General features: G+C 70.0%; 13 protein-coding genes. 10 read left to right on the top strand and 3 right to left on the bottom strand.

Translation table 11 applies throughout. The annotated features are described in order from the left end of the window. Positions 1-1481: condensation domain-containing protein (locus ACFCXS_RS27910; RefSeq protein ID WP_376646081.1), on the bottom strand; the 1481-nt coding region annotated here is incomplete at its 3' end. A 690-nt stretch (positions 1482-2171) separates the two neighbouring features. Here ACFCXS_RS27910 and glyA point away from each other — a divergent pair. The 9 genes from glyA to ACFCXS_RS27865 all read left to right on the top strand — a co-directional run bounded on the left by glyA (position 2172) and on the right by ACFCXS_RS27865 (position 15099). Further along, positions 2172-3587, top strand: coding sequence for a serine hydroxymethyltransferase (glyA, locus tag ACFCXS_RS27905; protein WP_376646092.1), 1416 nt, complete (start codon positions 2172-2174; stop codon positions 3585-3587). Between the two features lie 8 nt (positions 3588-3595). Then, positions 3596-7729, top strand: coding sequence for an amino acid adenylation domain-containing protein (locus ACFCXS_RS27900; protein ID WP_376646080.1), 4134 nt, complete (start codon positions 3596-3598; stop codon positions 7727-7729). 630 nt (positions 7730-8359) lie between these two features. Continuing rightward, a complete protein-coding gene (locus tag ACFCXS_RS27895) occupies positions 8360-9208 on the top strand; it encodes a DUF4097 domain-containing protein (RefSeq protein WP_376646079.1) in 849 nt (282 codons plus the stop codon). 314 nt (positions 9209-9522) lie between these two features. Continuing rightward, entirely contained in the window at positions 9523-10866 is a 1344-nt protein-coding gene (locus ACFCXS_RS27890) for a lysine N(6)-hydroxylase/L-ornithine N(5)-oxygenase family protein (protein ID WP_376646078.1), read from the top strand. A 207-nt stretch (positions 10867-11073) separates the two neighbouring features. Further along, positions 11074-11637: a hypothetical protein gene (locus tag ACFCXS_RS27885; RefSeq protein WP_376646077.1), complete on the top strand. Its 564-nt coding sequence runs from the start codon at positions 11074-11076 to the stop codon at positions 11635-11637. Between the two features lie 78 nt (positions 11638-11715). Beyond that, entirely contained in the window at positions 11716-12504 is a 789-nt protein-coding gene (locus ACFCXS_RS27880; RefSeq protein ID WP_376646076.1) for a DUF4097 domain-containing protein, read from the top strand. 262 nt (positions 12505-12766) lie between these two features. Further along, positions 12767-14431: an MFS transporter gene (locus ACFCXS_RS27875; RefSeq protein WP_376646075.1), complete on the top strand. Its 1665-nt coding sequence runs from the start codon at positions 12767-12769 to the stop codon at positions 14429-14431. Positions 14432-14641: 210 nt separating this feature from the next. After that, positions 14642-14956: a hypothetical protein gene (locus ACFCXS_RS27870; RefSeq protein WP_376646074.1), complete on the top strand. Its 315-nt coding sequence runs from the start codon at positions 14642-14644 to the stop codon at positions 14954-14956. Further along, positions 14953-15099, top strand: coding sequence for a hypothetical protein (locus ACFCXS_RS27865; protein ID WP_376646073.1), 147 nt, complete (start codon positions 14953-14955; stop codon positions 15097-15099). Before ACFCXS_RS27870 ends, ACFCXS_RS27865 begins: the two co-directional genes overlap by 4 nt. A gap of 1541 nt (positions 15100-16640) precedes the next feature. On the opposite strand, the gene ACFCXS_RS27860 is transcribed toward ACFCXS_RS27865, so the two are convergent. Together ACFCXS_RS27860 and ACFCXS_RS27855 are read right to left on the bottom strand one after the other, a co-directional pair. Beyond that, positions 16641-17639: an IS110 family transposase gene (locus ACFCXS_RS27860; protein ID WP_376646072.1), complete on the bottom strand. Its 999-nt coding sequence runs from the start codon at positions 17637-17639 to the stop codon at positions 16641-16643. A 139-nt stretch (positions 17640-17778) separates the two neighbouring features. Continuing rightward, on the bottom strand, positions 17779-21318 hold the full coding sequence (locus ACFCXS_RS27855; protein WP_376646071.1) for a SpoIIE family protein phosphatase: 3540 nt from the start codon (positions 21316-21318) through the stop codon (positions 17779-17781). 429 nt (positions 21319-21747) lie between these two features. Here ACFCXS_RS27855 and ACFCXS_RS27850 point away from each other — a divergent pair, with 429 nt between their 5' ends. Next, entirely contained in the window at positions 21748-22254 is a 507-nt protein-coding gene (locus tag ACFCXS_RS27850) for a suppressor of fused domain protein (protein WP_376646070.1), read from the top strand. Positions 22255-22849 lie beyond the last annotated feature (595 nt).

The following is a 22849-nucleotide window of genomic DNA, read 5'->3' as shown; positions in this document are numbered from 1 at the left end:
TTCAGCTCACCGTACGACCACTCCACCTCACCGCAGACCACCGCACGCGCATCCGGAGCCGACGCCACCCGCCGCTCCACCAACTCCACCAGGGAGGCGGCCGGCCACGGGGCCCGGGTGTCGTTGACCTCCGTCACCAGTCGCCCGTACTCACCGGGCAGCAGCACGTCCACAGCGCCCACCGGCACGGCGGGGTCGGTGACGACGGTGCGCAGCACGCGCACGAACCGGTCGGCGAACCCTGCCACGGTGTCGTGGTCGAAGAGTTCCGTCGCGTACTCGAGCGTGCCGGTGAGGCTCTCCCCGGAAGGATCCAAGCCGAAGGCGAATTCGAGGTCGAACTTGGCGGTGTGGGTGGACACCGGCTCCATGACGGCGGTCAGGCCCGGCAGGTCGAGGCCGACCAGCGCGGTGTCCTGCCAGGCGAACATCACCTGGAACAGCGGGTGGTAGGCCCGGGACCGCTCGGGGTTGAGGAGTTCCACGAGCCGCTCGAAGGGGGCGTCCTGGTTGTCGTAGGCCGCCAGGGCCTTGCCGCGCACCCGCTCCAGCACCTCGGAGAAGGTCGGGTTGCCCGACAGGTCCGTCCGCAGCACCCAGGTGTTCACGAAGAAGCCGACCAGATCGCCCAGGGCCTCGTCGCCCCGGCCCGCGATGGGCGCGCCGATCGACACGTCCTCGCCGCCGCCCAGCCGGCCCAGCAGCACCGACAGGGCCGCCTGGAGCACCATCGGCGCGGAGGCGCCGCAGGACCGGGCGAGATCCTGGACGCCTGCCCAGGTGCCGGGGTCGACGGAGAAGCTCACGACGCCGCCCTCGTGGCCGGGCACGGGCGGCCTGGGGCGGTCGGCGGGCAGCTGGATCTGCTGCGGCGCTCCGGCCAGTTCGCCCTTCCAGTAGGCGAGTTGTGCGCTCAGCTCGCTCTCGGGGTCGGACTCTTCGCCCAGCGCTTCGCGCTGCCAGAGGGTGTAGTCGGCGTACTGGACCGGCAGTTCCTCCCAGCCCGGGGCACCGCCGCCCAGGCGGGCGGTGTACGCCGCCGACAGGTCGCGGGCCAGCGGCGCCATCGACTCCCCGTCGAAGGCGATGTGGTGCATGACCAGGACCAAGGCGTGCTCCCACGTCCCGAGGCGCAGGAGCGTGGCGCGGAAGGGAATCTCACGGGAGAGGTCGAAGGCATGGCGGGCGGCCTCGGTGACGGCGGCCTCCTCGTCCTCGGGGGCGACCTCGCGCACCGGCAGGTCCGGCGCCGCCTCGTCGGCCGGGACGACGCGCTGGAACGGCACACCGCCCTCGTCCTCATCGAACACGGTCCGCAGGCTCTCGTGCCGCTCCACCACATCCCGCACCGCGGCGGTGAGCGCGTCCACGTCCAGCTCGCCCGAAAGCCGCACGACCACCGGGAGGTTGTAAGTGGCCGAGGGCCCCTCGAAACGGTGCAGGAACCACAACCGGCGCTGCGCGAAGGACAACTGGATCATTTCGCCTCTACTTCCTTGGTCATCGTTTCGCGGACGCGGCCGGCCGGCACGGAACAACGGGCCGGCTCATCGGTGGCCCTGCGGATTTCGCGGGTTCGGCAATCCGGACAGCGGGAAAGCACGCGGTTCAGGAATCAGAGAATTTCGTTCGGGTGCGCTCGCCCGGCATTCTCTTCGGACCGCGCACGCCTTGAGAGCTTCCGGTGTTCCCGGCGGCCGGGTCAAGCGCCTTTGGCCCGGGCATCACCCTCCGTGCCGACGGCGTCCCGTCGACGGGACAGCATGTGCGCCGTCGGCCGGACGCGGGCGTGCCCCGGCCCAGTACGCTGCGTGGACGCGGGGTGGCGCCGGAAACGCCGCAGCAATCATCAGGCCGGAGCCTATCCGGCGCACCTGTCGTGCGAATGCGCCCGCCGTATGCGGGGCCGGTTTTCGATGCCCCCGCTCTCTGCGCGTCCCTTCGGGCGGGCGACGGAAGCTCCGGAATTCCACGCACATTCACATTGCAGTGACGCACGTGTTGACACAGACCTTGACCCAGACACAGAGGTGCAGGAGATGGCCCGTCAGTCGAATACCACAGCAGTGGCAACAGCCCACTCGATGTCCGACGCAGAAACTGACGAAAGGGGTGCAACCGACCTTCCGCCCGCAGTGGCGGGCGCGCAGAGTGCCGTGCTGAGCAGCGGCATGGACGTCCTGCACCGCACCGACCCGGAGCTGGCCGAGATGCTCGACACCGAGGTGCACCAACAGCGGACGACGCTGGCGATGGTGGCCTCGGCGAGCATCGCCGATCCCTCGGTGCTGGCGGCCGGTGGGGCGGCGCTGTCCAACGTGACGGCCGAGGGCTACCCCGGGGCCCGGTACCATCCGGGCGCGGCACAGTTCGACCGGGTCGAGCGCCTGGCGGTGGCGCGGGCCAAGCACCTCTTCGGCGCCGAGTACGCCAACGTGCAGCCGCACTCCTGCTCGTCCGCCAACCTGGCCGTCCTGGCCGCACTGCTGCCACCGGGCGGCACGCTGCTCGGCCTCGACCTGGACTCCGGTGGTCACCTCACGCACGGTTCGCCGGCGTCGGTGACGGGACGTCATTACCACGCGGTGAACTACGGCCTGGACGACAGCGGCCGGATCGACTTCGGCCAGGTGGAGGAACTGGCGGCGGAGCACCGGCCCCGCGTGCTGATCGCCGGGGCGAGCGCGTATCCGCGCACGCTGGACTTCCCCCGGTTCCGGCAGATCGCCGACTCGGTGGGAGCGTACCTGCTGGCGGACATCTCCCACATCGCCGGCCTGGTCGCCGCGGGCGAGCATCCGAGCCCGGTCAACGTCGCCCATGTGACGACGATGAGCACCTACAAGCAGCTGGGCGGTCCTCGCGGAGGTCTGATCCTCAGCGGGCAGGAGTACCGCTCCCCCGGGCCCGACGGAGCCACCCCTCTGTACCGGCTCCTCCAGCGGGCGGTCTTCCCGCAGACGCAGGGGACGCCGAGCCCGGGGCTGATCGCGGCCAAGGCGCGAGCCCTCGCCCTCGCCTCGGGACTGGACTTCCTGCGCACAGCCCAGCTGATCGTGGACGACGCGCGGCGGCTGGCCGCCGAGCTGGAGGAGCTCGGCCACCGGGTGCTGACCGGAGGGACCGACAACCACATGGTCCTCATCGACGTCCGCCCCCACGGGCTCTCCGGGGTGGTGGCCGAGCGCGCCCTGGAGCGGTGCGGCATCCTGGCCAATCGCAACAGGATCCCCGGTGACACGAAGCCGCCGTTGGTCACCAGCGGTCTGCGGCTGGGCACCAACATCCTCGCGCAGCGCGGTATGGGGCCCGAGGAGATGCGGGAGTGCGCGCGGCTGCTGCACGCGGTGCTGACCGCGACCACGGCGGTGACCGACACCGAGTACCGGCTCGATCCGCGCACAGCCGCCGAGCTGCGTGCCGAGGTCGAGGCGCTGTGTGCCCGCCATCCGCTCCCGGCCGACGCCGGCCCGCTCGCCGCGGTTCCCCGCGCCACGCAGACGCGCGCCGCGGAGGCGCACGCCACGCAGGCACTCGCCGCGGAGGCACTCGCCGCGGAGGCACTCGCCGCGGGGGTCGAGCAGTGAGCGGGCCGGTGCTTCCCGGGAGCACGCCCGCGTCGCTGCCGCCCGTGCTGATGCCCGCGGACCGGCCGCGCCACCCCGCGACGGTGCCCGCCTGTTCGGCAATGGTGCGCGGCGAACTCGGTCTCGCGGCGAAGGAACTGGGCGACGACTGGCCGCGTCTGCTGCTGGCGGGATGGGCCACCTTGCTGTCCCGCTGCACGGGCCTGCCGCGGATCGGCCTGCTCGGGACAGACGACACGGGCCGCACCGAGCGGATGGCAGTGACCGTCGACCCCGAAGCGCCCCTGCGCGCGCAGGCCGTAACGGCGGTGGACGCGGCGGACGCGGGTGCGGCAACGGTGGGGATCCGTTTCGCGGGTGCGGCCGGGGCCGCCACCGGATCCCCGGGGCGTGAACTGGAGCTGGTCGTCCGGGAGGAGCAGGACGGCTCCCTGACCGCCGCGCTGCACCACGACCCGCGCCTGTTCGACGAGGTCACCGCCGCGCGCTGGCTCGACCACCTCCGGACGCTGGTCTCGGACGCGGTGACGAGCCCCGACCGCCCGGTCTCCCGGCTGCGCCTGCTGACCGAGGCGCAGACGCGGCGCACCCTCGTCGAATGGAACAGGACCGAGGCAGCGTTGCCGCACGACGTCTGCCTGCACGAGGCGTTCGAGGCACACGCGCGGCGGACGCCGGACGCCGTCGCGCTCGTGCACGGCGGTGAGCGGTGGACCTACCGGCGCGTCGACGAGGACGCCAACCGCCTGGCGCGCAGGCTGCGTAGGCTCGGAGTCGGCCCGGACGTCCGGGTCGGGCTGTGCCTGGACCGCTCGCCGGGCCTGCTGACGGCGCTGCTCGGCGTGCTCAAGGCCGGCGGAGCCTACGTCCCGCTCGATCCGGCCTACCCCGCGGCCCGGATCGAGACCATGGTCGGGGGGACGTCCTGCGCGGTGATGATCAGCCGCGGCGACCTCGCCGGCAATCTGCCCGGAACGGGCGCCGGCACTCCCCTGGTGCTGCTCGACCGGGACGCCGAGGAACTGGCCGCACTCAGTCCCGCGCCCCTTGCCGCCACGGCGGGGCCGGAGAACCTCTGCTACATCATTCACACCTCGGGCTCGACCGGAACGCCGAAGCCCATCGCGCTGCACCACCGGGGAGTGATGAACAACATCGCGGACCTCAACTCCCGGTTCCACGTGGGCCCGGAGGACTCGGTGCTCGCGCTGTCCTCCCCGAGCTTCGACATGTCCGTGTACGAGTTCCTCGGTCTCACCACCGCCGGCGGCACGGTCGTCGTCCCCGACCGGGACCGCGTGCAGGATCCCGCGCACTGGGCGGAGCTCATCGTGTCGGAGGACGTCACGGTGTGGAACTCGGCCCCGGCCCTGCTCGGGCTGCTCGCCGACCACCTTGAGCAGACCGGTACCGGCCCCCTGACGTCGCTGCGGCTGGCCCTGCTCGGCGGCGACTGGGTGCCGGTCCCGCTGCCCGACCGGGTCCGGGCCCAGGCACCCGGTCTGCGCTTCGTGGTGATGGGCGGCGCCACCGAGGCGTCCATCCACTCCACCCTCTACGAGGTGGAGCGGGTCGATCCGGCGTGGAACAGCATCCCGTACGGCCGCCCGATGGCCAACCAGCGCACGTACATCCTCGACGAGCGGCTCCAGCCGGTGCCTCCGGGAGTGCCGGGCGAGCTGTTCCTTGCGGGCATCGGGCTCGCCCGTGGCTACCTGGACCAGCCCAAGCGCACCGCCGAGCGGTTCCTCGACTGGTCCTGGGACGAGGTCGTGCGGGAACGCCTGTACCGTACGGGCGATCTGGCCCGGTACGGCGCCGACGGGATGATCGAGCTGCTCGGCCGCACGGACTTCCAGGTCAAGATCAACGGACTGCGGGTGGAACTGGGAGAGATCGAGGCGCTGCTGCGCTCGGCGCCCGGGGTCCGGCAGACCGCGGTGGCCGCGCGCGACGGGCGGCTCGTGGGCTACGTCGTCCCGGAGGACTCCGGTACGGCCGGCGAGGACCGGAAGGAGGAGCTGCGCGCCCTGGTGGCGGCCCGGCTGCCGGAGTACATGGTGCCGCACGCGATCATGACGCTGGAGGCGCTGCCGCTGACCCCGAACGGCAAGCTCGACCGCAAGGCCCTGCCCGCGCCGCAGCGCGCCGGTGCCGCCTACCGGGCGCCAGGAACCGCCGCGGAGGAAGCGGTGGCGGCGATCTTCGCGGACGTGCTGGGCCTTGACCGGGTGGGGCTGGAAGACGACTTCCTCGCGCTCGGCGGCGACAGCATCGGTGCCATCCGGGTGGTGACCCGGGCCGGCACCAGGGGGCTGGGACTGACTGCCCGTCAGGTCCTGGAGCGCCGTACGGTGGCCGCGCTCGCCGAGGTCGCGACGGCCGTCGCCGGGTCCGCGGCCGACGACGGTACCGCGCCACGGGAACCACTGTTCGCCACCGATGCCCGGGACGTCGAGGAGTGGCGGCGCGCCCATCCGGGGCTCGCCGGGGTCTGGCCGCTGACGTCGATGCAGTCGGGAATGCTGTTCGACTCGATGCTCCGGGAGACGGGCGAGGACCCCTACCACCTCCAGACGCTGTACCGCTTGGCGGGACGGATCGACGCCGAGGCACTGCGGGCCGGCGCCCAGGCCCTGCTCGACCGGCACGCGAGCCTGCGCGCCGCGTTCGTGCGGGACTCGGCCGACCACCAGGTGTCGATCGTGGTCGACGGGCTGGAACTGCCGTGGCGCGTCGTGGACTGCGGCGAGCTGGACGGGACCGGCCGCGAGGAGGCGCTACGGCGGTTCCTCGCCGAGGACCGGGCCGAGCGCTTCGACCTGACCGCGCCACCACTGGTGCGCATGGCGCTGCTCCGCTTCGGAACGGGAGCGGCGGTGCTGGTCCTCAGCGCGCACCACGCGCTGTTCGACGGCTGGTCGGAGCAGGTGCTCGCCGGTGACCTGGTCCGGCTGTGCGCCGCGGGCGGCGACGGCACCGCTCTCCCGGCGCCGCGCGGCTTCGAGGATTTCCTGGACTGGCTGTCCGGGCGGGACCAGGAGGCCGCCGCCCGCGCGTGGCGGGACGAACTCGCGGGCGTCGAGGCGCCGACGCTGCTGGCACCGGCCGTTCGGCCGGACGCCCCGGCCGAAGGCACCGGCGAGGTCGTCCTGCCGCTGGAGACGGGCCGGCCGGGGGGTGTGGCGCAGGCCGTCGCCCGTCTGGGCGTGACGGCGAACACGCTGGTGCAGGGCGCGTGGGCGGTGCTGCTGTCCGCGCTGACCGGGCGGACGGACGTGGTGTTCGGCGCCACGGTGTCCGGCCGGCCCGGCTCGCTGGCCGGGGTGGAGTCGATGGTCGGCCTGTTCATCAACACCGTGCCGGTGCGCGTGCGATGCGAGCCCGGGCAGCCGGTGGCACGGCTGCTGGCCGAGCTGCACGAGCGGCAGACCTCGCTGCTCGACCACCACCACCGCGGGCTCACCGACATTCACCGGGACGCGGGGCTCGGGGCGCTCTTCGACACGCTGGTGGTCTTCCAGTCGTACCCGGCGGACCGGCCGGGCGCCGAGGACCTCGCCGCTGCCGGGTTCGAGGTCACGGGTGTCGACTCCGTGGGCGGCGTCAGCTACCCGCTGGCACTGTTCGTGGAGCCGGACCGGCTGGTGGTGCAGTACCACCGCGACCGGTTCGAGCGGCGGTCCGCCGAGCTGATCGCCGATCGTTTCCGCGCCGTCCTCGACCAGGTGGTGGCCGAGCCGGACCGCCCGGTGGGGGCGGTGGACGTCGTGCTGAGCGCCCCCGACGTGCTCGAGTACGTCAGGGACGATGGGCCGCAGCCGGCGCCACCGCCGCCGGACAGGGACGTCGAAGCGGCCGCCGACGGCCGGGAAGCCGAGGTGAGCCCTCGGGAAGCAGCAATGTGCGAGCTGTTCGCCGAGGTTCTGGGCATCGAGCGGGTGGGCGTCCACGACCGCTTCTTCGACATCGGTGTCAATTCGCTGATGGCCGGCCGCCTGGTCAGCCGGATGCGCAGGACGCTCGGCCTGACGGTCTCCATCCGGACGGTCTTCGAGCATCCGACCATCGCGCAGTTGGCCCGGCAGGCCGACACCGGGACCACTCGCTCCCGCCCCGGCCTCCGCCGCATGACCCGTTAGATCCCGGTTCCACGCCCGCCGCCCCCAGGGGCGGGCGACGAGGTGGCCGACCGCGAAGTCCGCTGTCGGCCACCTCGCGCGTGATCTGCCACTTCCCGGCTGCGCTTCGATGCCGGGCCCGACGCTCGTCAGGCCGAACGACGGCGTCTTTCAAAAGCCCTTCGAGGGCTTCACGCTCCGGGAAGATCCTATTTGGCCGTATCTCGCTCCTCGGCCCCCGTCGCTCGGGGTGAACCTGCCCGATCACCAGGAAGGGGGTCGGCTGTGCCGTTGTTCCGCATGGTCCGGCGTGACCGGATTGAAGCGCCGTCACCCGCAGTTTCCAACCCCGTACGGTATGCACTCTCCCGATGGCGCTAATCTGGCACCACGTGGCGTCACCCGCTCCCAGCGAGGCGTCACCAGCAATCAGGCACGCGCGTGTCCGGCGCGCTCCACACGGCTAACGCGAGGTGTCCAACGTGGTGAGGCTGGGTCAGAATCGGCTGGGCCGTCCGGCGGTGCACATGGGCGCCCCGGTTGCGCGCGCTCCGGGGGTGCAGCCGCGCACACGCCACGCAGCAGGGACCTGTGTCGTTCCGGCCAACGGCTCAGACCCGGCGGCCACAGACCTCCCGGAGGCGGCCCGCGATGCCGACGTTCGACACACCCGCGCCTGTCCGGGTGGTGCTCAGCCTGGTGTTCGGAGAGGTCCGGATCGTCGCGAGCGAACGCGCCGACACGACGGTCGAGGCCTACCCCCGGGACGCCGAGGACCAGGTGGACGTATGGACGGCCGAGCAGCTCCGCATCAACTACGCCGACGGTCGACTGCTGGTGAACGTGCCGGAGACCGACAGCAACGGCGGGGCGGTCGTCGTGGTGATCGCCGTGCCGACCGGATCGAGTGTGCACGGACGGGCCATGGCCGCGGACTTTCTCGGGATGGGGCAGCTGGGTGAGTGCAGGCTCTCCACAGGCCTGGGCCACATCAGCCTCGACCGCACAGGCAGTCTGCAACTGACCGCCGCTCTGGGGGACATCACGGTGGAGAGCGCCGCCGGCTCCGTCGAGGCCACCGCCGAGCGCGGCGACGTGCGCCTGGAACATGTGGAGGGCAGGGCCACTGTCAGCTCCAGCAGCGAGGGCGACGCCGTCCTGGGCGAGGTGCACGGAGTCGCACGCCTGCACGCCGAGAGGGGCGACATCAAGATCCGGTGGGCACACGCGGGGGTGGAGGCCCGGACATCCCAGGGCGACGTCGACATCGGCAAGGTGGTGCGCGGTTCCGTGGTCGCCGACACCACCTTCGGCAATATCCATATCGGTGTGGCAGAGACAAGCAGCGCCCGCCTGGTCCTCGACTCCACCGCGGGCACCGTCTACACGTCCCTCTCCCTGCTGAACGCCGACGAGTCGGTCGACGAGGTCGTGCATGTTCACGCCCGGACCGTCATCGGCGACATCACGGTGGAGCGCTCCGGCTGCGGCGCGGCATGACCAGGCACAGGTCTGCGGCCCCCGCCCTATTCACCGACCGCCGCGCAGTTACGTAAAGCGGTGGCGGACCTGCTGTCCTGTCGGCAGGACAGCAGGTCCGCCACCGACGAATGGCAAGTCGCGGACGCCCGAGAAAACGAGAGGGCCTTGAAAGGCCAATCGAGCGCCACTACGTTGACTCCTTGCCGAGTCCGGGAAATCTCATCGCGCCCCTCCCGGAATTCCCGGCCCCACATCCTCTTCGGCTACCGTCATGGCCCGTAGAAGATTCTTGCAGCAGCCCTGTCACAGCCACGCCAACGGGAGAATTTTCCATGGGTACTTCCGACAACGAGATCTACGACGTGGTTGGCGTCGGGTTCGGACCGTCCAACCTGTCACTCGCCGTCGCACTGGAAGAACACCGGGCCAGTACCGCCGAGAAGCCACTGAGCGCCGTCTTCTTCGAACGGCAGCCCTCGTTCGGCTGGCATCGAAACATGCTGCTGCCCCAGACGACGATGCAGATTTCCTTCCTGAAGGACCTGGCCACTTTCCGAAATCCGGTGTCCCGGTACAGCTTCGTGTCGTATCTGCATGCCGCAGGGCGACTGACGCAGTTCATCAACAACCAGGATTTCTTCCCGTCTCGCCATGAATTCCACCAGTACCTGGAGTGGGTCGAGGCGAGTTTCACCCACCAGGTTTCCTACGACTCCGAGGTCACCGCCGTACGGCTTCCCGAGAACGCCGGTGTCGAGGCGGACCACGTCCAGGTGGAGATCCGCGGCACCGACGGAAGGCGGCCCCGTCTGGTCAACGCACGCAACCTGGTCATCTCCACGGGGCTCGTACCGCGCATGCCGGACGGAGTGCGGCAGGACGAGCGAGTGTGGCACAGCTCAGCGTTCCTGGAGCGGTTCCGCGGCATGAACCCGAACGACCTGAAGAACGTGGCGGTGGTGGGCGCCGGCCAGAGCGCCGCCGAGATCACCCGGTTCTTCCACGACGCTCTCCCGCACGCCCAGGTGACCGCCATCATCCCGTCCTACGGCTACTCCGTCGCCGACGACACCCCCTTCGCCAACCAGGTCTTCGACCCGAGCGCCGTGGACGACTACTACTTCGGCACGAGCCACACCCGTGAGGCGTTCTGGCGCTACCACCGCAACACCAACTACTCAGTGGTCGACGACGACCTGATCCGGGACCTGCACCGGCGCGCTTACGAGGAGGACGTGAGCAAGACCAAGCGCCTTCGCTTCATGAACCTCACGCGAGTGGCGGCCGTCAAGCGGGCCGGCACCGAGACCCGGGTCACGGTGAAGTCGCTGGTCGACGGCGAGCCCCGGGAACTGGAGACCGACGTCCTGGTCTTCGCCACCGGATACGCCTCAATGGAGCCGGGTGCCCTTCTGACCTCGCTGGACGGGCACTTCCTGCGCGACGACGCCGGGCGCTACCGGGTGGAGCGCAACTACCGGCTGTCCGCCGCTTCCCCGCTGCCCGCCGACGTGTACCTCCAGGGCGGCACCGAGCACACGCACGGCCTGACCTCCTCCCTGCTGTCGAACCTGGCCGTGCGCAGCGGCGAGATCGTCGAGTCCATCGTGCAGCGCCGGACCGAACGGGAGCTGACCCGGGGCCTCCCGGTCGCCGTCGAACGGGCCGGCGGCTGACGCCTCCCCCGCCGGGCCCCACCGGGCAGGGCGCCCCCCGATCGTCGGGGGGGGCGCCCTGTCGGCATGGCGTCATGCACCCACCAATGGCGCCACGAGTGTCCGCGCCCCTCAGGGACCGGATCGCGAGGTTGTTGACAAGCCCAGGTTCGCAGCGGAAAAACGCCGAGACTTGCACCGGAGCCAAAGCGGTGCCATATTGGTGCCATGGACCTGACCCGGTACATCGACAACTTGCGACGAGAGGTCTCGGTCGCTGCCGAGGCGGAGGGCGAAGAAGGTCGCCTTCTCGCCGACCGGCTTGTGGCCCAACTCTCGTCGGCGCTCCAGCTGACCTTGCTGGAAGCGCTGTCGGATGCCGCGGGCGAGATCACCCGGGAGCTGGTACCCGGTTCGGTGGAGCTTCGGCTGCGCGGACTCGACCCCGGGTTCGTGGTCACCCTGCCGCCGGAGGACCGGGCGTACGAAGCCGAGGCGGACGCCCAGGAGTTCAAGCACGCCCCTCCCTCCGGGACAGCGTCCATGCACCCGGAATCAGTACCGCTGGGCGGCGAGGGCAGTGGCACCGCCCGTATCAACTTCCGCCCCCCGGAGTACCTGAAGACCAAAATCGAGGAGGCCGCCAGCCGGGAGAGGCTGTCAGTGAACGCCTGGTTGATTCGAGCGGTCTCCTCGATGCTGGAAAGCGACGAACGCGGACGCCCCGAAAGACGGGCCCCGCGCAGCGGGGCCCTACGTCAGGTCCAACGCTACACGGGCTGGGTCAGATAGGTCCTCCGCTCCGAGGCCAAGCACCATCCGTCCGTCCATCCTCAGGGACACTCTGCCATCCCACCACGGAGTGCAGTCATGCCTGTTTTCCAGACACCTCTACCAGTCGCCGTGAGTATGGACCTCGGCGTCGGGCACGTGCGGCTGCACGCCGAGCAGCGTGTTGACACGGTCGTGGAGATCACACCGACCGACCCCGGTAACGAAGCGGACGTCAAGGCAGCCGACCAGACCGTGATCGAATACGCCGACCAGAAACTCACTGTAAGAGGGCCCCGGCAGCGCGGCCTGTTCTCCCGCTCCGGCTCGATCGACCTGACGATCGAACTGCCGGACGGCTCCGAGCTGTGGGCCAGCGCCCGCGAGGCGTCGTTCTACGCGAGCGGCCGGATCGACAGCGTCCGCATCAGAACCTCCACCGGCGACATCCATCTGGAGGAAGCGGGACGGCTGGTTCTCAACACGGGCGTCGGTGACATCACCGTGGACCGGGCCGGCGGCCCACTGGAAGCGACCACCGGATCCGGCACCCTGCGGATCCGCGAGTCGGCCGATTCCGCGGTGCTGAAGAGCTCCAACGGCATGATCGTCGTCGACAGAGCCCGTGACAATCTCGAAGCCAAGGCGGCCAACGGCGATGTCCGCGTGGGCAGCGTCGCGCGCGGCTCCGTCGTCCTGGGCACCTCGATCGGACAGGTGGAGATCGGCATCGCACCGAACACCACCGCCCTGCTCGACGTGCGGTCCGTCTCGGGCAGCATCCACAACTTCATGACACCGGTCGACGGCCCCGATCCGTCCGCACAGACGGTGAAGGTCGTCGCCAACACCACCATGGGTGACGTCATCGTCCGGCGCAGCGCCTGAGACGCCGCCCGGCCACAGCACGGCACCGGTGCGCCCTCGTCGGCGAATCGATGCCGGTTTCACGGGCCCCGGAGAGGACATCCCCCGCTCTCCGGGGCCTGCGCACCCAGGGAACATCGGCGTACGAGGTGGCCGCCTCGTACGTAAGGAGTCGGGATCGACTCCCGTCCGGCGTTCCCTGCTGTTGCACCGTGCCGGAACGTGCCCACTTGCATCCCGGTCCGTGTTCCGGCACGGTGCCCTAACGCACAAGGAATTCATCATGACAGAAGCAAGCAAGTCAACCACGGAGCACGGCGGTTCATTAGACGGCGCCGTTCCGGCCGCGAGTTCGGGCAAGACACCCAAAGAAGCTTGGTTGAGTCTCGCCACGGTTGGCGTCGGCATCATGATGGTGCAGCTCGACGGCACGGTCGTGGTGGTCGCGAACCCGGCGATCGCCAAGGACCTCGACGCCGGCCTCAACAGCCTCCAGTGGGTGATGACCGGCTACCTCCTGGTGCTGGCGGGCCTGCTGATCCCGGCCGGCACTCTGGTCGACCGGATCGGCCGCAAGAAGGGGCTGATGATCGGCCTCGTCGGTTTCACGATCGCTTCCGTACTGTGCGCGATGTCGAACACCATCGGCCTGCTCATCGGCGCTCGCGTTCTCCAGGGCGTCTTCGGCGCGATGATGATTCCGGCAGCCCTCGCGGTGATCAAGGCCGCGTTCCCCCCGGAGAAACTAGCCACCGCCATCGGCCTGTTCAGCGGCGTCACGGCTGTGTCCCTCGCAGGCGGCCCGCTGCTCGGCGGCGTAATGGTGGAACACCTCACCTGGCAGTGGGTGTTCCTGATCAACCTGCCCTTCGGCGTGCTCAGCGTCGTCATGGCCGTCCTCTTCGTCCGCGAGTCGCGGCAGGAGCAGCCCGAGCCGCTGGACCTGCCCGGTGGTGTCACACTGACGCTCTCGATCGTCAGCCTGGTATGGGCTCTGACGCACGGCCAGGAGGACGGCTGGGCCTCCGTGGGTACCCTCGGCTACATCGGTCTGAGCCTGGCGCTGTTGATCGCCTTCGTGGTCATCCAGCGGATGCGCCGCTTCCCGATGATCCCCCTGGAGCTGTTCCGCATCCGATCCCTGTCCGTGGGATGCCTGCTGATGGTGGTCACGATGTTCGCCTTCTACGCGATCATCTACTACCTCAACTTCTTCCTGCAGGGCCTGCAGGGCAAGAGCCCGATGTCCGCGTCGGTGGCCCTGCTGCCGCTAACCCTGACGTTCATCATCTCGGCACCGCTGGGAGGCTGGGCCGTGGACAAGTTCGGCGTCAAGCAGTCCTTGGCCTTCGGCGCCCTGTGCATCACCGGAACCTCGCTGCTCCTGCTGCGCCTGGAAGGCGACTCCGGTGTGACCACCGTGGGTCCGCCCTTGGTCCTGGGCGGTATCGGGATCGGCTTCATGATGGTGGCCGCCACCCAGGCCATCGTGGGCAGCGCACCGGTGCACAAGGCGGGCACGGCCTCGGGCATGCAGCAGTCCATGTCTCAGCTCGGCAGCCTACTTGGCACGGCAGTCTTCGGTGCCTTCCTGGCCGCGTTCGTCAACAGTCGCTTCGCACAGGACCTGCGGGAAGCGTTCGGCGGCCAGGGTGGCAAGACCGTCGAGCAGCTGGCCGACGACAAGCAGGTGCACAAGCTGATCGAGCTGGGCTTCCCGCCGAGTGCACAGGAGGCCTTGGAGAAGGAGCTGACCAACGCCGGAATGACGGCGGACCAGGTCCGGGAGTTCTCGGCGACCATGACCCAGGCCGCCCATGACACCTTCCTGAACGGCCTGCACACCGTGTTCCTGATCAGCGCGGCCGTCGCGGTCGGCGCCGCCCTGCTCTCCCTGCTGGTGTCCAACGAGGACACCAAGGGCGACCAGATGGCCGCCTTCCTGTAACCACCGGCAGCGAAGCCTCCGCGACAACTGTCACCGGAGGCTTCGCTGTGCTGCAGTGGGTCCCACTGGTGAGGTGGAGCGTGGAATGACGGTTTTTTGTGCTCCGACTGCCCCGGACCTCAGGCGATTAGGTCGCGCAGCGCCCGGTCACGCAGTGCCCGTTCACCGTTCGCACTGCTCCGGAATAGGAGGAGGCTGACCCCGTCGGACGTGGCCTTCCTGCTCACCGACCAAGCCTCCAGCCTTGAGTTCCTCGTCCGGACAGTACTGCAGTTGTTCCGGACGCCTCGCGGGGTTTTCCCGGACGAGCAGGTCCTGTTGGGGCAGCTGCTCGCCGAGCTGATCCACGCCTCGGGGTCCGCCATTGTCGTGAGCGGACTTGTCATGGCGCAGGCGGCCCCCCGTCTCGTCCGCGACGAGCACCGTCCGGAGGCGCTGGCGTTCTGGCCGCTCGTGACGTTCATCATCGACGGCGCGTATTCGTCCTGGTCGGTGCGGAACTCCCTTATGCGCTGCGCCACATGAGCCGCTTCGGGCTCAGGGACGCGCTCGCCGCGGTCGGTTTCGTCAGCGTGGTGCTGGTCGCCGTGCGGTTCGCGTTCCGGTTCACCTTCGCCTATCTAATCGTGGGATCGGCCGACGGCCGGAGCAACGGTTGCGACGCATGAGCGACCGGGCGCCTGTCGTCGGCGGGTTCGCGGGTTTCCGGATACGGTGTCGCTCGCCGTCACCTCCTGCGCAGTCTTGGGCACTGCCGCGGCTCACCGCCGGCCTGGGGACGTCCCCGAGGGCGGCGAGCGGCTGCGTCCGCACAACTTCCCCCTGCACCGCGGAGAATCGCGCGGCGAACCACCCGGCTCCGCTCTCCGCTGACGCGATCTGGCCGACCTGAACGAAGTAGCCGACCGGATGGGCGCAGGGCATCTCCTCGATGGACGTTGCCGCACACCGATCCCCGTCGCTCTGCGCGGCCCCGGACATTGATCGTTGAAGGATTGGCCCTGACCAGCTGAGGTACATCCGGGCAGCTGAAATCCGCGCGAGCGGTGCCGGACCACCGGGAGCTGGGCATGTCAGCACACTGCTCGATCCCAGCACGTCAGTCGCGGTGCGCGCCTGCAGTGGGCGACGCCGTCCAGGGAGGGGGTGTGACGATGACCATGGGAGGCATCGCCGCAGTGAGTGCCACCAGCGCCAAGCCCGGCCACGCCGTCGCCGGATGCGGCCGCCGTTGGCGTCCTGGTCTTCGGACTGCGGGCGGACTGAGGATCGCTTCGCCGCGTCTGCGCCGCAAGTCCGTCCACGGATCTGTGCCGAGCTGCGTCATGGCTCCTCCTCCCGGGGAACCGACACACCGAGTCCATGCCACTCTCACACACAGCCTTGCGCCATCACCATCGGGCCCAGCACCTATTTCCGTCTGTACCCGACAGCCACCACCGGACGACAGCGGAGTCCGCCCTCCCGGTGGATCACGCGGCCCAGTTCGGCCCGGCGCCGGTCGGAGGTGGAGGTGGACGAAGACGCCCTTATCGAGGAGGTTTCTGGATACCTTGACCAGATTGTGAACCTCACGGGCGGCATATCGCTTCAGGCGTCGAACGACAGTCGCTGTGCCACCAGGCCATCGGAGCGATGCGGCCGCGAATGAAGCGGGCACAGCAGTCCCCTGCGGTGACGCGACCTTCGTCTCCAGCATTGCCCCGGTTGCTCCACGCGAGGAACCGCTGAACATGGGAGGGCGCAGAGCCGCAGCAGTCTCCACAGACGGTTGACTTTGCAAAGGTGAAGACTCTGGCATGGTTGGCGGCCGAGGGTACCCGGTCGGATGCTGTGCGTCGGCCGTGAGACGCGTGTGTTCCCCGAGTCCTCGCTTCGGGTGCTCCAGAGAGGAGAACCTGAGTGCAACTGCGCTCACCGCAGACACGGAACTTACCTACGCAGAAGCCCTGCCGGGCCGCACATGCGGGGCCTCTCGTCGCACGCTGCTGTCACACGCCTATCACCAACTGCGTCGACTCCCCCGGGGCAGAATGCCCTAACCTGGCATTACCTGCTTGGACTGGTCTGGAAGCCCCCGGACGGTCCCTACAACCTGTGCCATGTGGTACCCAGTGAGGGACCCAGGATCAGGACGGGAGCGTCTTCTGGCCCGTCAAAGCGGTATTGCAGGGTGTTCGGTGGTGTCTCGCTCACCCGTCTGAGCCTCTCATCTGTCACGACAGCCCCTATGAGCGGGGGCTGGCTGTAGCTGTTTTACCAGGTGGAAGACCTCCCCGGCCGCGTAGCGTTTGAGGCAGCGGACGATTTCGCGCCGCGTCTTGCCCTCCTTGATCCGCCGCTCGTAGTAGTCCTGAGTGCGCGGGTCGACCCGCAGACGGGTGAACACAATGCGGTGAAGCGCGGCGTTGGCCTGCCGGTCGCCGCCGCGGTTGAGGCGACGGAATTGCCTGCGCCCCGAGGAACGCTCGACAGGGCTGACACCGCACAACGCGGCAAACGACGCCTCACTGTCCAGCCGTTCCGGGTTGTCCCCCACCGTGATCAGCAACGTGACCGCCGTGTCCGGACCGATCCCCACCACGTCGAGCAGCTGCGGGGCATGCCGTTCCACAAGCCGGGTCAGACGAGCCTCCACGTCGCGGACCTCCTCGGAGAGCTGGCCTATCCGGTGGGCCAGCAGGCCCAGCGTGATCCGGGTGGCCTCCACCACTGACTCCGCGCCGGCCTCCTCGCGACCACGCGCATCGGTGAACTGTGCGCAGGTACGGAAGAGTTCGGCATTGCCCAGTCCGGCCAGTTCCTCCCGCAAAACGGGGTCCGCAGTGACGAGGACGGCCTTGAGCTGGTTGATGGCCTGGGTGCGGGCTTTGACGGCCGACACCTTCGTGAGTTTGTACATTCGCGCGATCTGTACCGGCCCGTCGCCCGTTTTGGCCCGAGCGGAGGCCCGCCCGCTCAACACGGCTCGCGCCGCATTCTGGGCATCGAGCGGATCCGACTTGCCACGCCGCCGGCGATCCGCCCGGTCCATCCAGTTCACGTCGAACACGTCCACACCCTGGGCCAGCAGATAGCGGGACAGGGACGCTCCATAGGAGCCGGTCCCCTCCACCCCGGCCCGCCTCACGGCTCCCGACTTCCTGGCCCACTTCAGCAGATCACGGTATCCAGCAGCGCTGGCCGGGAACTCACCGGTGGCCAACACACCGCCCCCGTCAAGGAGAGCACCGAAGCCACATGCGCATCACGATGCGTATCCACTCCCAGCACCACCTCCCCCGGTAAATCCGCAGCATCGTCAGCAATGACTACGAACAGTAACGGTCGACTGTGCGGCACTTCCGTCAGCTTGCGGGTCGCCGGTTCGACACGATGGGTTCGGCGGTGGCAGCGAGCAGGGCGGTGTCGTCGTCGACCCGGTCGGGGACGTTCAGCAGCTCCAGGGCCCGTTCGATGATCCGCTGGGGGTCGGTGCGGGCGGCGACGGGGAGCGCGCCGCAGGTCTGGCACAGGGACGCCAGGCAGTCGTCCAGGGACAGTGCCCGGTTTTCCACCAGGCCGTCGGTGTACAGCAGCAGGCTGGTGCCGGGCGGGAACGCCACCTCGCGGTCGACTGGGGTGCTGCCCAGTCCCAGCGGCAGCGCCGGGGGCAGCTCCAGGTAGGCGGTCTCGGCGGCTACCAGCAGGGGCGGCAGGTGCCCGCCGGCGGCGTAGCGCAGGCTGTGGGAGTGCGGGTCGTAGACCGCGTACAGGCAGGTGGCGAAGCGTTCGGCGGCGAGCGACTGCAGGTAGGCGTCCAGCCTGGCCAGCACCTGGGCCGGGCCGGCGCCCTCCATCGCGAGGCTGTGCAGGGCGGAGCGCAGTTGGCCCATCACGATGGCGGCTTCCACGTCGTGGCCCATGACGTCGCCGATGGCCAGCCCCACGGCACCGCCGGGCAGTGCGAGCACGTCGTACCAGTCGCCGCCGACCTCAGCGCCGCGGTTGCTGGCCCGGTAGTGGGTGGCCAGGCGCACACCGGGCACCTCGGGCAGGCGGTGGGGCAGCAGGGCGCGCTGCAGGGTCAGGGCGAGGCGGCGCTCGTTGTGGTACCGGGTGGCGTTGTCGTAGGCCAGGGCCAGGCGGTGGGCGAGGTTCTCCAGATACTTGTGTTCGACCGCGGAGTAGTCGGTGTGCCGGACCAGTACCAGGGCCCCCAGTGTCTGGTCGTGGGCGTGCAGCGGCAGGGCCAGCACGGCGGCGGGCGGCGGGTGCGGGCCGGCTGGGGCTGGGGCGGTGCCGTTGATCGCGTGGGTGGCGGCGCCGGCCAGGGCCTCGCGGGCAAGAAGGGGTGCGCCGGCGGTGTATGCCGGGGGCGACTGGGCCGGGGCGGGTGCCGCTGCGGTGAGGTGGATGCTGATCTGGTCGGCGAAGTCGGGCAGCAGGATCTGTCCGGCGGTCTGCAGTATGTGGTCCGGGTCGAGGGTGGCGGACAGCCGCAGGCCCGCGTCGGCCAGGGTGGCCAGCACGGCCAGCTGGTCGCGGGTCTCGGTCAGGACCTGTTCACGCAGCCGGTACAGCTCCAACCCGGTGCGGACGCGCGCCAGCAGCTGGCGCGCGGAGAAGGGTTTGGCCAGGTAGTCGTCGGCGCCGGCCTGCCGGCCCTGCACGGATTCCTCCTCGCCGGCGCGGGCGGTGAGCAAGACGATCGGCAAACGGGCGGTGCGTGGGTCGGCGCGCAGCGCCCGGACCAGCTCGAAGCCGTCCATGTGGGGCATCATTACGTCGCTGAGCACCAGCTCCACCGGCTGCGCCAGGGCCGTCTCCAGGGCCGCCCGGCCGTCGGCGGCGAGCAGCACGTCGTAGTCGGGGTCCAGGAGCTGGGTGAGGTAGGCGCGCATGTCGGCGTTGTCGTCGACGACCAGCAGGCGGGCCCGGCGGGGGCGGTCGGTATCGTGCGGGCCAGGGCCGTCGGTCGCGGGGGCGGGCGGGGCATCGTGGGTCGCTGCGGCGGACGGAGTGTGTGCCGAGGGGCTCGGCGCGGCGGGAACGGGCTCAGCCGCCAGCCAGCCCAGCGCCTCGTCCACATAGGCCGCAGCGCGGCCGGACCGGCCGCCTCCGCCTTCCCTGAGGGTCTCCCCGGGGAATCCGACGCTGTCCGCGGCCGGGTTCGGGCGGGGCCGGTGGGCGGCGGCGAAGGGGAGATCCACGGTGACGGTGGTGCCCTGGCCGGGCCGGCTGTCCACGCCGACGGTGCCGCCGTGCGCTTCCACCAGGTCCTTCACCAGCACCAGGCCGAGGCCGCTGCCCTCGTGGGAGCGGGAGCGGGCTCCGCGGACTCGGTGGAAGCGCTCGAACAGGCGCGGCAGCTCGTCCGCGGGGATGCCGGTGCCGGTGTCGGTCACGGTCAGCCGGGCCCGGTCGCCGGCCGCGGCCACCTGCACTCGGGCGCCGCCGGTGAAGGTGAACTTCAGGGCGTTGCTGAGCAGGTTGAGGATGATCTTTTCCCACATCTCCCGGTCCAGGGACACCGGCTCGGGCAGCGGTGGGCAGTCCACCTCCAGCGTCAGCCCGGCCGCCTCGAAGGCGGAGCGGAACGCCCCGGCCAGCTCGGCCGTGGCACGGGCGAGGTCGACCGGCTCAAGGGCCGGGCGTATCTGCCCGGCCTCGGCCCTGGCGACGTCCAGGAGGGTGTTGACCTGCTTCAGCAGGCGCAGAGCGCCGCGCTCGGCCAGCTCCAGCTGCTCGCGCCGCTCGGGCCGGTCCTCGTCGGCCAGGGTCTGCTGGAGCGGGCCCAGGAGCAGGGTGAGCGGGGTGCGCAACTCGTGGCTGACGTTGGCGAAGAAGGTGGTCTTGGCCCGGTCCAGCTCGGCCAGCGCCTCCGCCCGCCGGCGCTGTTCGTCGTGGGCGAGCGCGGCCGTCAGCGCCCCGGCCACCGAGGCGGCGAGCACTTCCAAGAAGTCCCGGTATGTCCCGGCCGGAGGGAAGCAGGGGTTGACACCCACCGCCAGGACGCCTCCCACCTGGCCCGCACAGTCCAGCGGCAGAGCCAGCACCTGCTCGACCGGGAGTCGGGAGGCCGCGGCGTGCCGCCCGGCCGTGTTGCCTCCGGTGAACGCGGCAGCAGGCAGCGTGGCAGGGGCACCGTCGGCGACCACCTGCGCCAGCCGGGCTGCGACCTCCGACCCGTCGGCGGCACTCTGCGAGACGGCCTCGGGCGCCTGCTGGAGCCCGGCGGAGGCAGCCGGCCGCAGCACCCCCGGCTCGGAGGCCAGGTACAGGCCGAGGAATGGGATCTCCTCGGGATAGGAGCCCAGCACCTCCGCGACGACGCGGGCGACCTCACCCGGCGTGGGCAGCCCGGCGGTGCGGGCACCGGCCTCGCTCAGCAGGCGCAGCCGACGCTCGCCCAGTACCCGGCCGGTGGTCTCGGTGAGGATCTGCAGCACGCCGCCGGCGGTGCCGTCGTCCAGCAGCACGGGCTGGAAAGAGGAGTCGAAGTAGCACTGCTCCGGAAAGCCGTGGCGCTCCATGATGAGCGGTTCATCGGAGATCAGCATGGACTTGCGGGTGTCGATCACATAGTGGAAGTGGGAGCTCACGGGGGCCCAGACCTCGGGGAACACCTCCTTGTACGGCTTGCCGAGGGCCCAAGGGTGCTTGGCGCCGGGAATGAGTGCGGCGCCCAGGTTGTACAGCGTGGCGAACTCGGGGCCCCAGTACAGAGCCATGCCGTGCTCAGACGTGAGCATGAGGCGCAGGGTGTCCACCAGGGGCCCCGGCCAGGACTCGGGGGGCCCGAGCGGCGTCGCCACCCACTCGATCCCGGCCAGAAGCTCACCGAACGCACCGGCCTCGGCGAACATCCGGGCCGCCGCGGTGCGCGGGTCCTCGGGCCGGGTCATGAAGAAATCGTCCTCCTGACGCCTACGTGATCCGCCCGCGCCCCCCAAGGCTGCCGGACGCTACTCGCTGCGGACCTTCGGGCAGAACGGACGCCGGATCCGACGCGTCTGGCTGCACTCCCGCCAGAATCACAAGGCCAATTAGGCCCAAACTGCTATTTACTCAGAAGTGTAGGCTTTCAAGCGCCCGCCGACGGAGGTGATCATCAACTCGCAGTCCTGTGGGCGGCCGGCATCGGTCGCGAGACTGGTGGGCTCGCATGTCGAGGTGTCGCGTATGCGGAGCTGACGTCGGCAGCCCCATGACGCTGAGTGGGCTGTCACGGGCGGTCGATCGCGGTCTGGGATGATCGCGCGGTGAGTGATGCGAGGCTGCTGGCCGCGGAGGCTGTTGAGTCACATGTCCGGGTGTTCTTCGAGGGGCACTCCGTGGAGGTCGTCGACTACGACCTCGGGCCGGAACGGCGACAGGTGGCCCCCGATCTGCGCATCCTCGTTGTGCGGCCCGGTCCCCGCAGCGACACCTGGGCCTATGTGACCGCCGGGTGCTGGGCCGCGATGGAGAAGGACGGTCATGGACTCGAGTTCGTCATGACTACCCATGTCCGCGACCAGCGGTTCATCGAACTCATGGCGATGATCGCCTACTACCACTGCGGAGGACATCAGCTCGACCTGGAGCACAGCATGCCGATCGGTGACCCGTGGGTGCCGGGTTCAACCTGCGATCACCTACTGATCAGCCTGCCCTGTCTCCACGGACCCGACCTTGAACACTGTGCCGTTCCCGGGGGTCACGCCCGCATCGTGTGGACGCCGCCCGTGACGACAGCCGAGATCGAGTTCCGCAGGCGTCACGGCCACGAGGCGCTGGAGCAGCTCTTCGACGAGGCAGAAATCATCCCCACCGATCCCTTCAGGGCCTCGGTCGCCTGAGTTTCCGGCCTCCGGCGGTCACCGTTTGTGGTCTCCAGAGGCGTACCGGCTCCATGTTCCGCCGGCCTCGGTGACGAGGCGCGTGGCGGTCTTGTCGTGGCAGCCGAGGGCTTTCGCGATGACTGGGGCCGGCGCTTGGAGGACGAGTTGGCGGATCGCGGAGGCTCTGCCGCGCTGGAGTGGGAGGAGGTCCTTCCCGGCCGCAGAGCAGCCTCGATTGTGGCGTCCAGGACGCGTCGGGCCCGGCGTTCTGGCTCACCCTCGGCTTCATCGGCGTACGCAGCGGCATTCCAGTCGTAGACCACCTGGACTGGGTGGGTCCCGAAGAGCCGCAGGCACTCGTCGCCCCAGCCATAGGCGGGGTTGGTCAGGAAGTCGCAGAACTGCCGTACCGAGCCCTGGTAGTTGCGCAGGGTGGAGCGGACACAGCCGTGCACGGCCCGCAGATCGGCCGCCGATATGACTGACCGCCGCAAGGACCCCAACGCCCCCGCCCCGGCGGTGATCTCCGAAACGGTGCTGCCGGCGGGTGGCGGAAGTCGCGGCGCTGCTGGTCGTCCCGGAGGGTGCCTGGTGCGGCGACCGGGTCCGGCTC

It is taken from the genome of Streptomyces sp. NPDC056373 (genome assembly GCF_042262425.1).
In the GTDB taxonomy this organism is placed as follows: Bacteria; Actinomycetota; Actinomycetes; order Streptomycetales; family Streptomycetaceae; genus Streptomyces.
This window is presented reverse-complemented; position numbering and strand designations above follow the sequence as displayed.

What these genes read in the sequence shown, in the direction of transcription:
- glyA (WP_376646092.1), top strand. Translation starts at nt 2,172, where the DNA reads ATGGACGTCCTGCACCGCACCGACCCGGAGCTGGCCGAGATGCTCGAC.
- ACFCXS_RS27895 (WP_376646079.1), top strand. Translation starts at nt 8,360, where the DNA reads ATGCCGACGTTCGACACACCCGCGCCTGTCCGGGTGGTGCTCAGCCTG.
- ACFCXS_RS27890 (WP_376646078.1), top strand. Translation starts at nt 9,523, where the DNA reads ATGGGTACTTCCGACAACGAGATCTACGACGTGGTTGGCGTCGGGTTC.
- ACFCXS_RS27885 (WP_376646077.1), top strand. Translation starts at nt 11,074, where the DNA reads ATGGACCTGACCCGGTACATCGACAACTTGCGACGAGAGGTCTCGGTC.
- ACFCXS_RS27880 (WP_376646076.1), top strand. Translation starts at nt 11,716, where the DNA reads ATGCCTGTTTTCCAGACACCTCTACCAGTCGCCGTGAGTATGGACCTC.
- ACFCXS_RS27875 (WP_376646075.1), top strand. Translation starts at nt 12,767, where the DNA reads ATGACAGAAGCAAGCAAGTCAACCACGGAGCACGGCGGTTCATTAGAC.
- ACFCXS_RS27865 (WP_376646073.1), top strand. Translation starts at nt 14,953, where the DNA reads ATGAGCCGCTTCGGGCTCAGGGACGCGCTCGCCGCGGTCGGTTTCGTC.
- ACFCXS_RS27855 (WP_376646071.1), bottom strand. Translation starts at nt 21,318, where the DNA reads ATGACCCGGCCCGAGGACCCGCGCACCGCGGCGGCCCGGATGTTCGCC.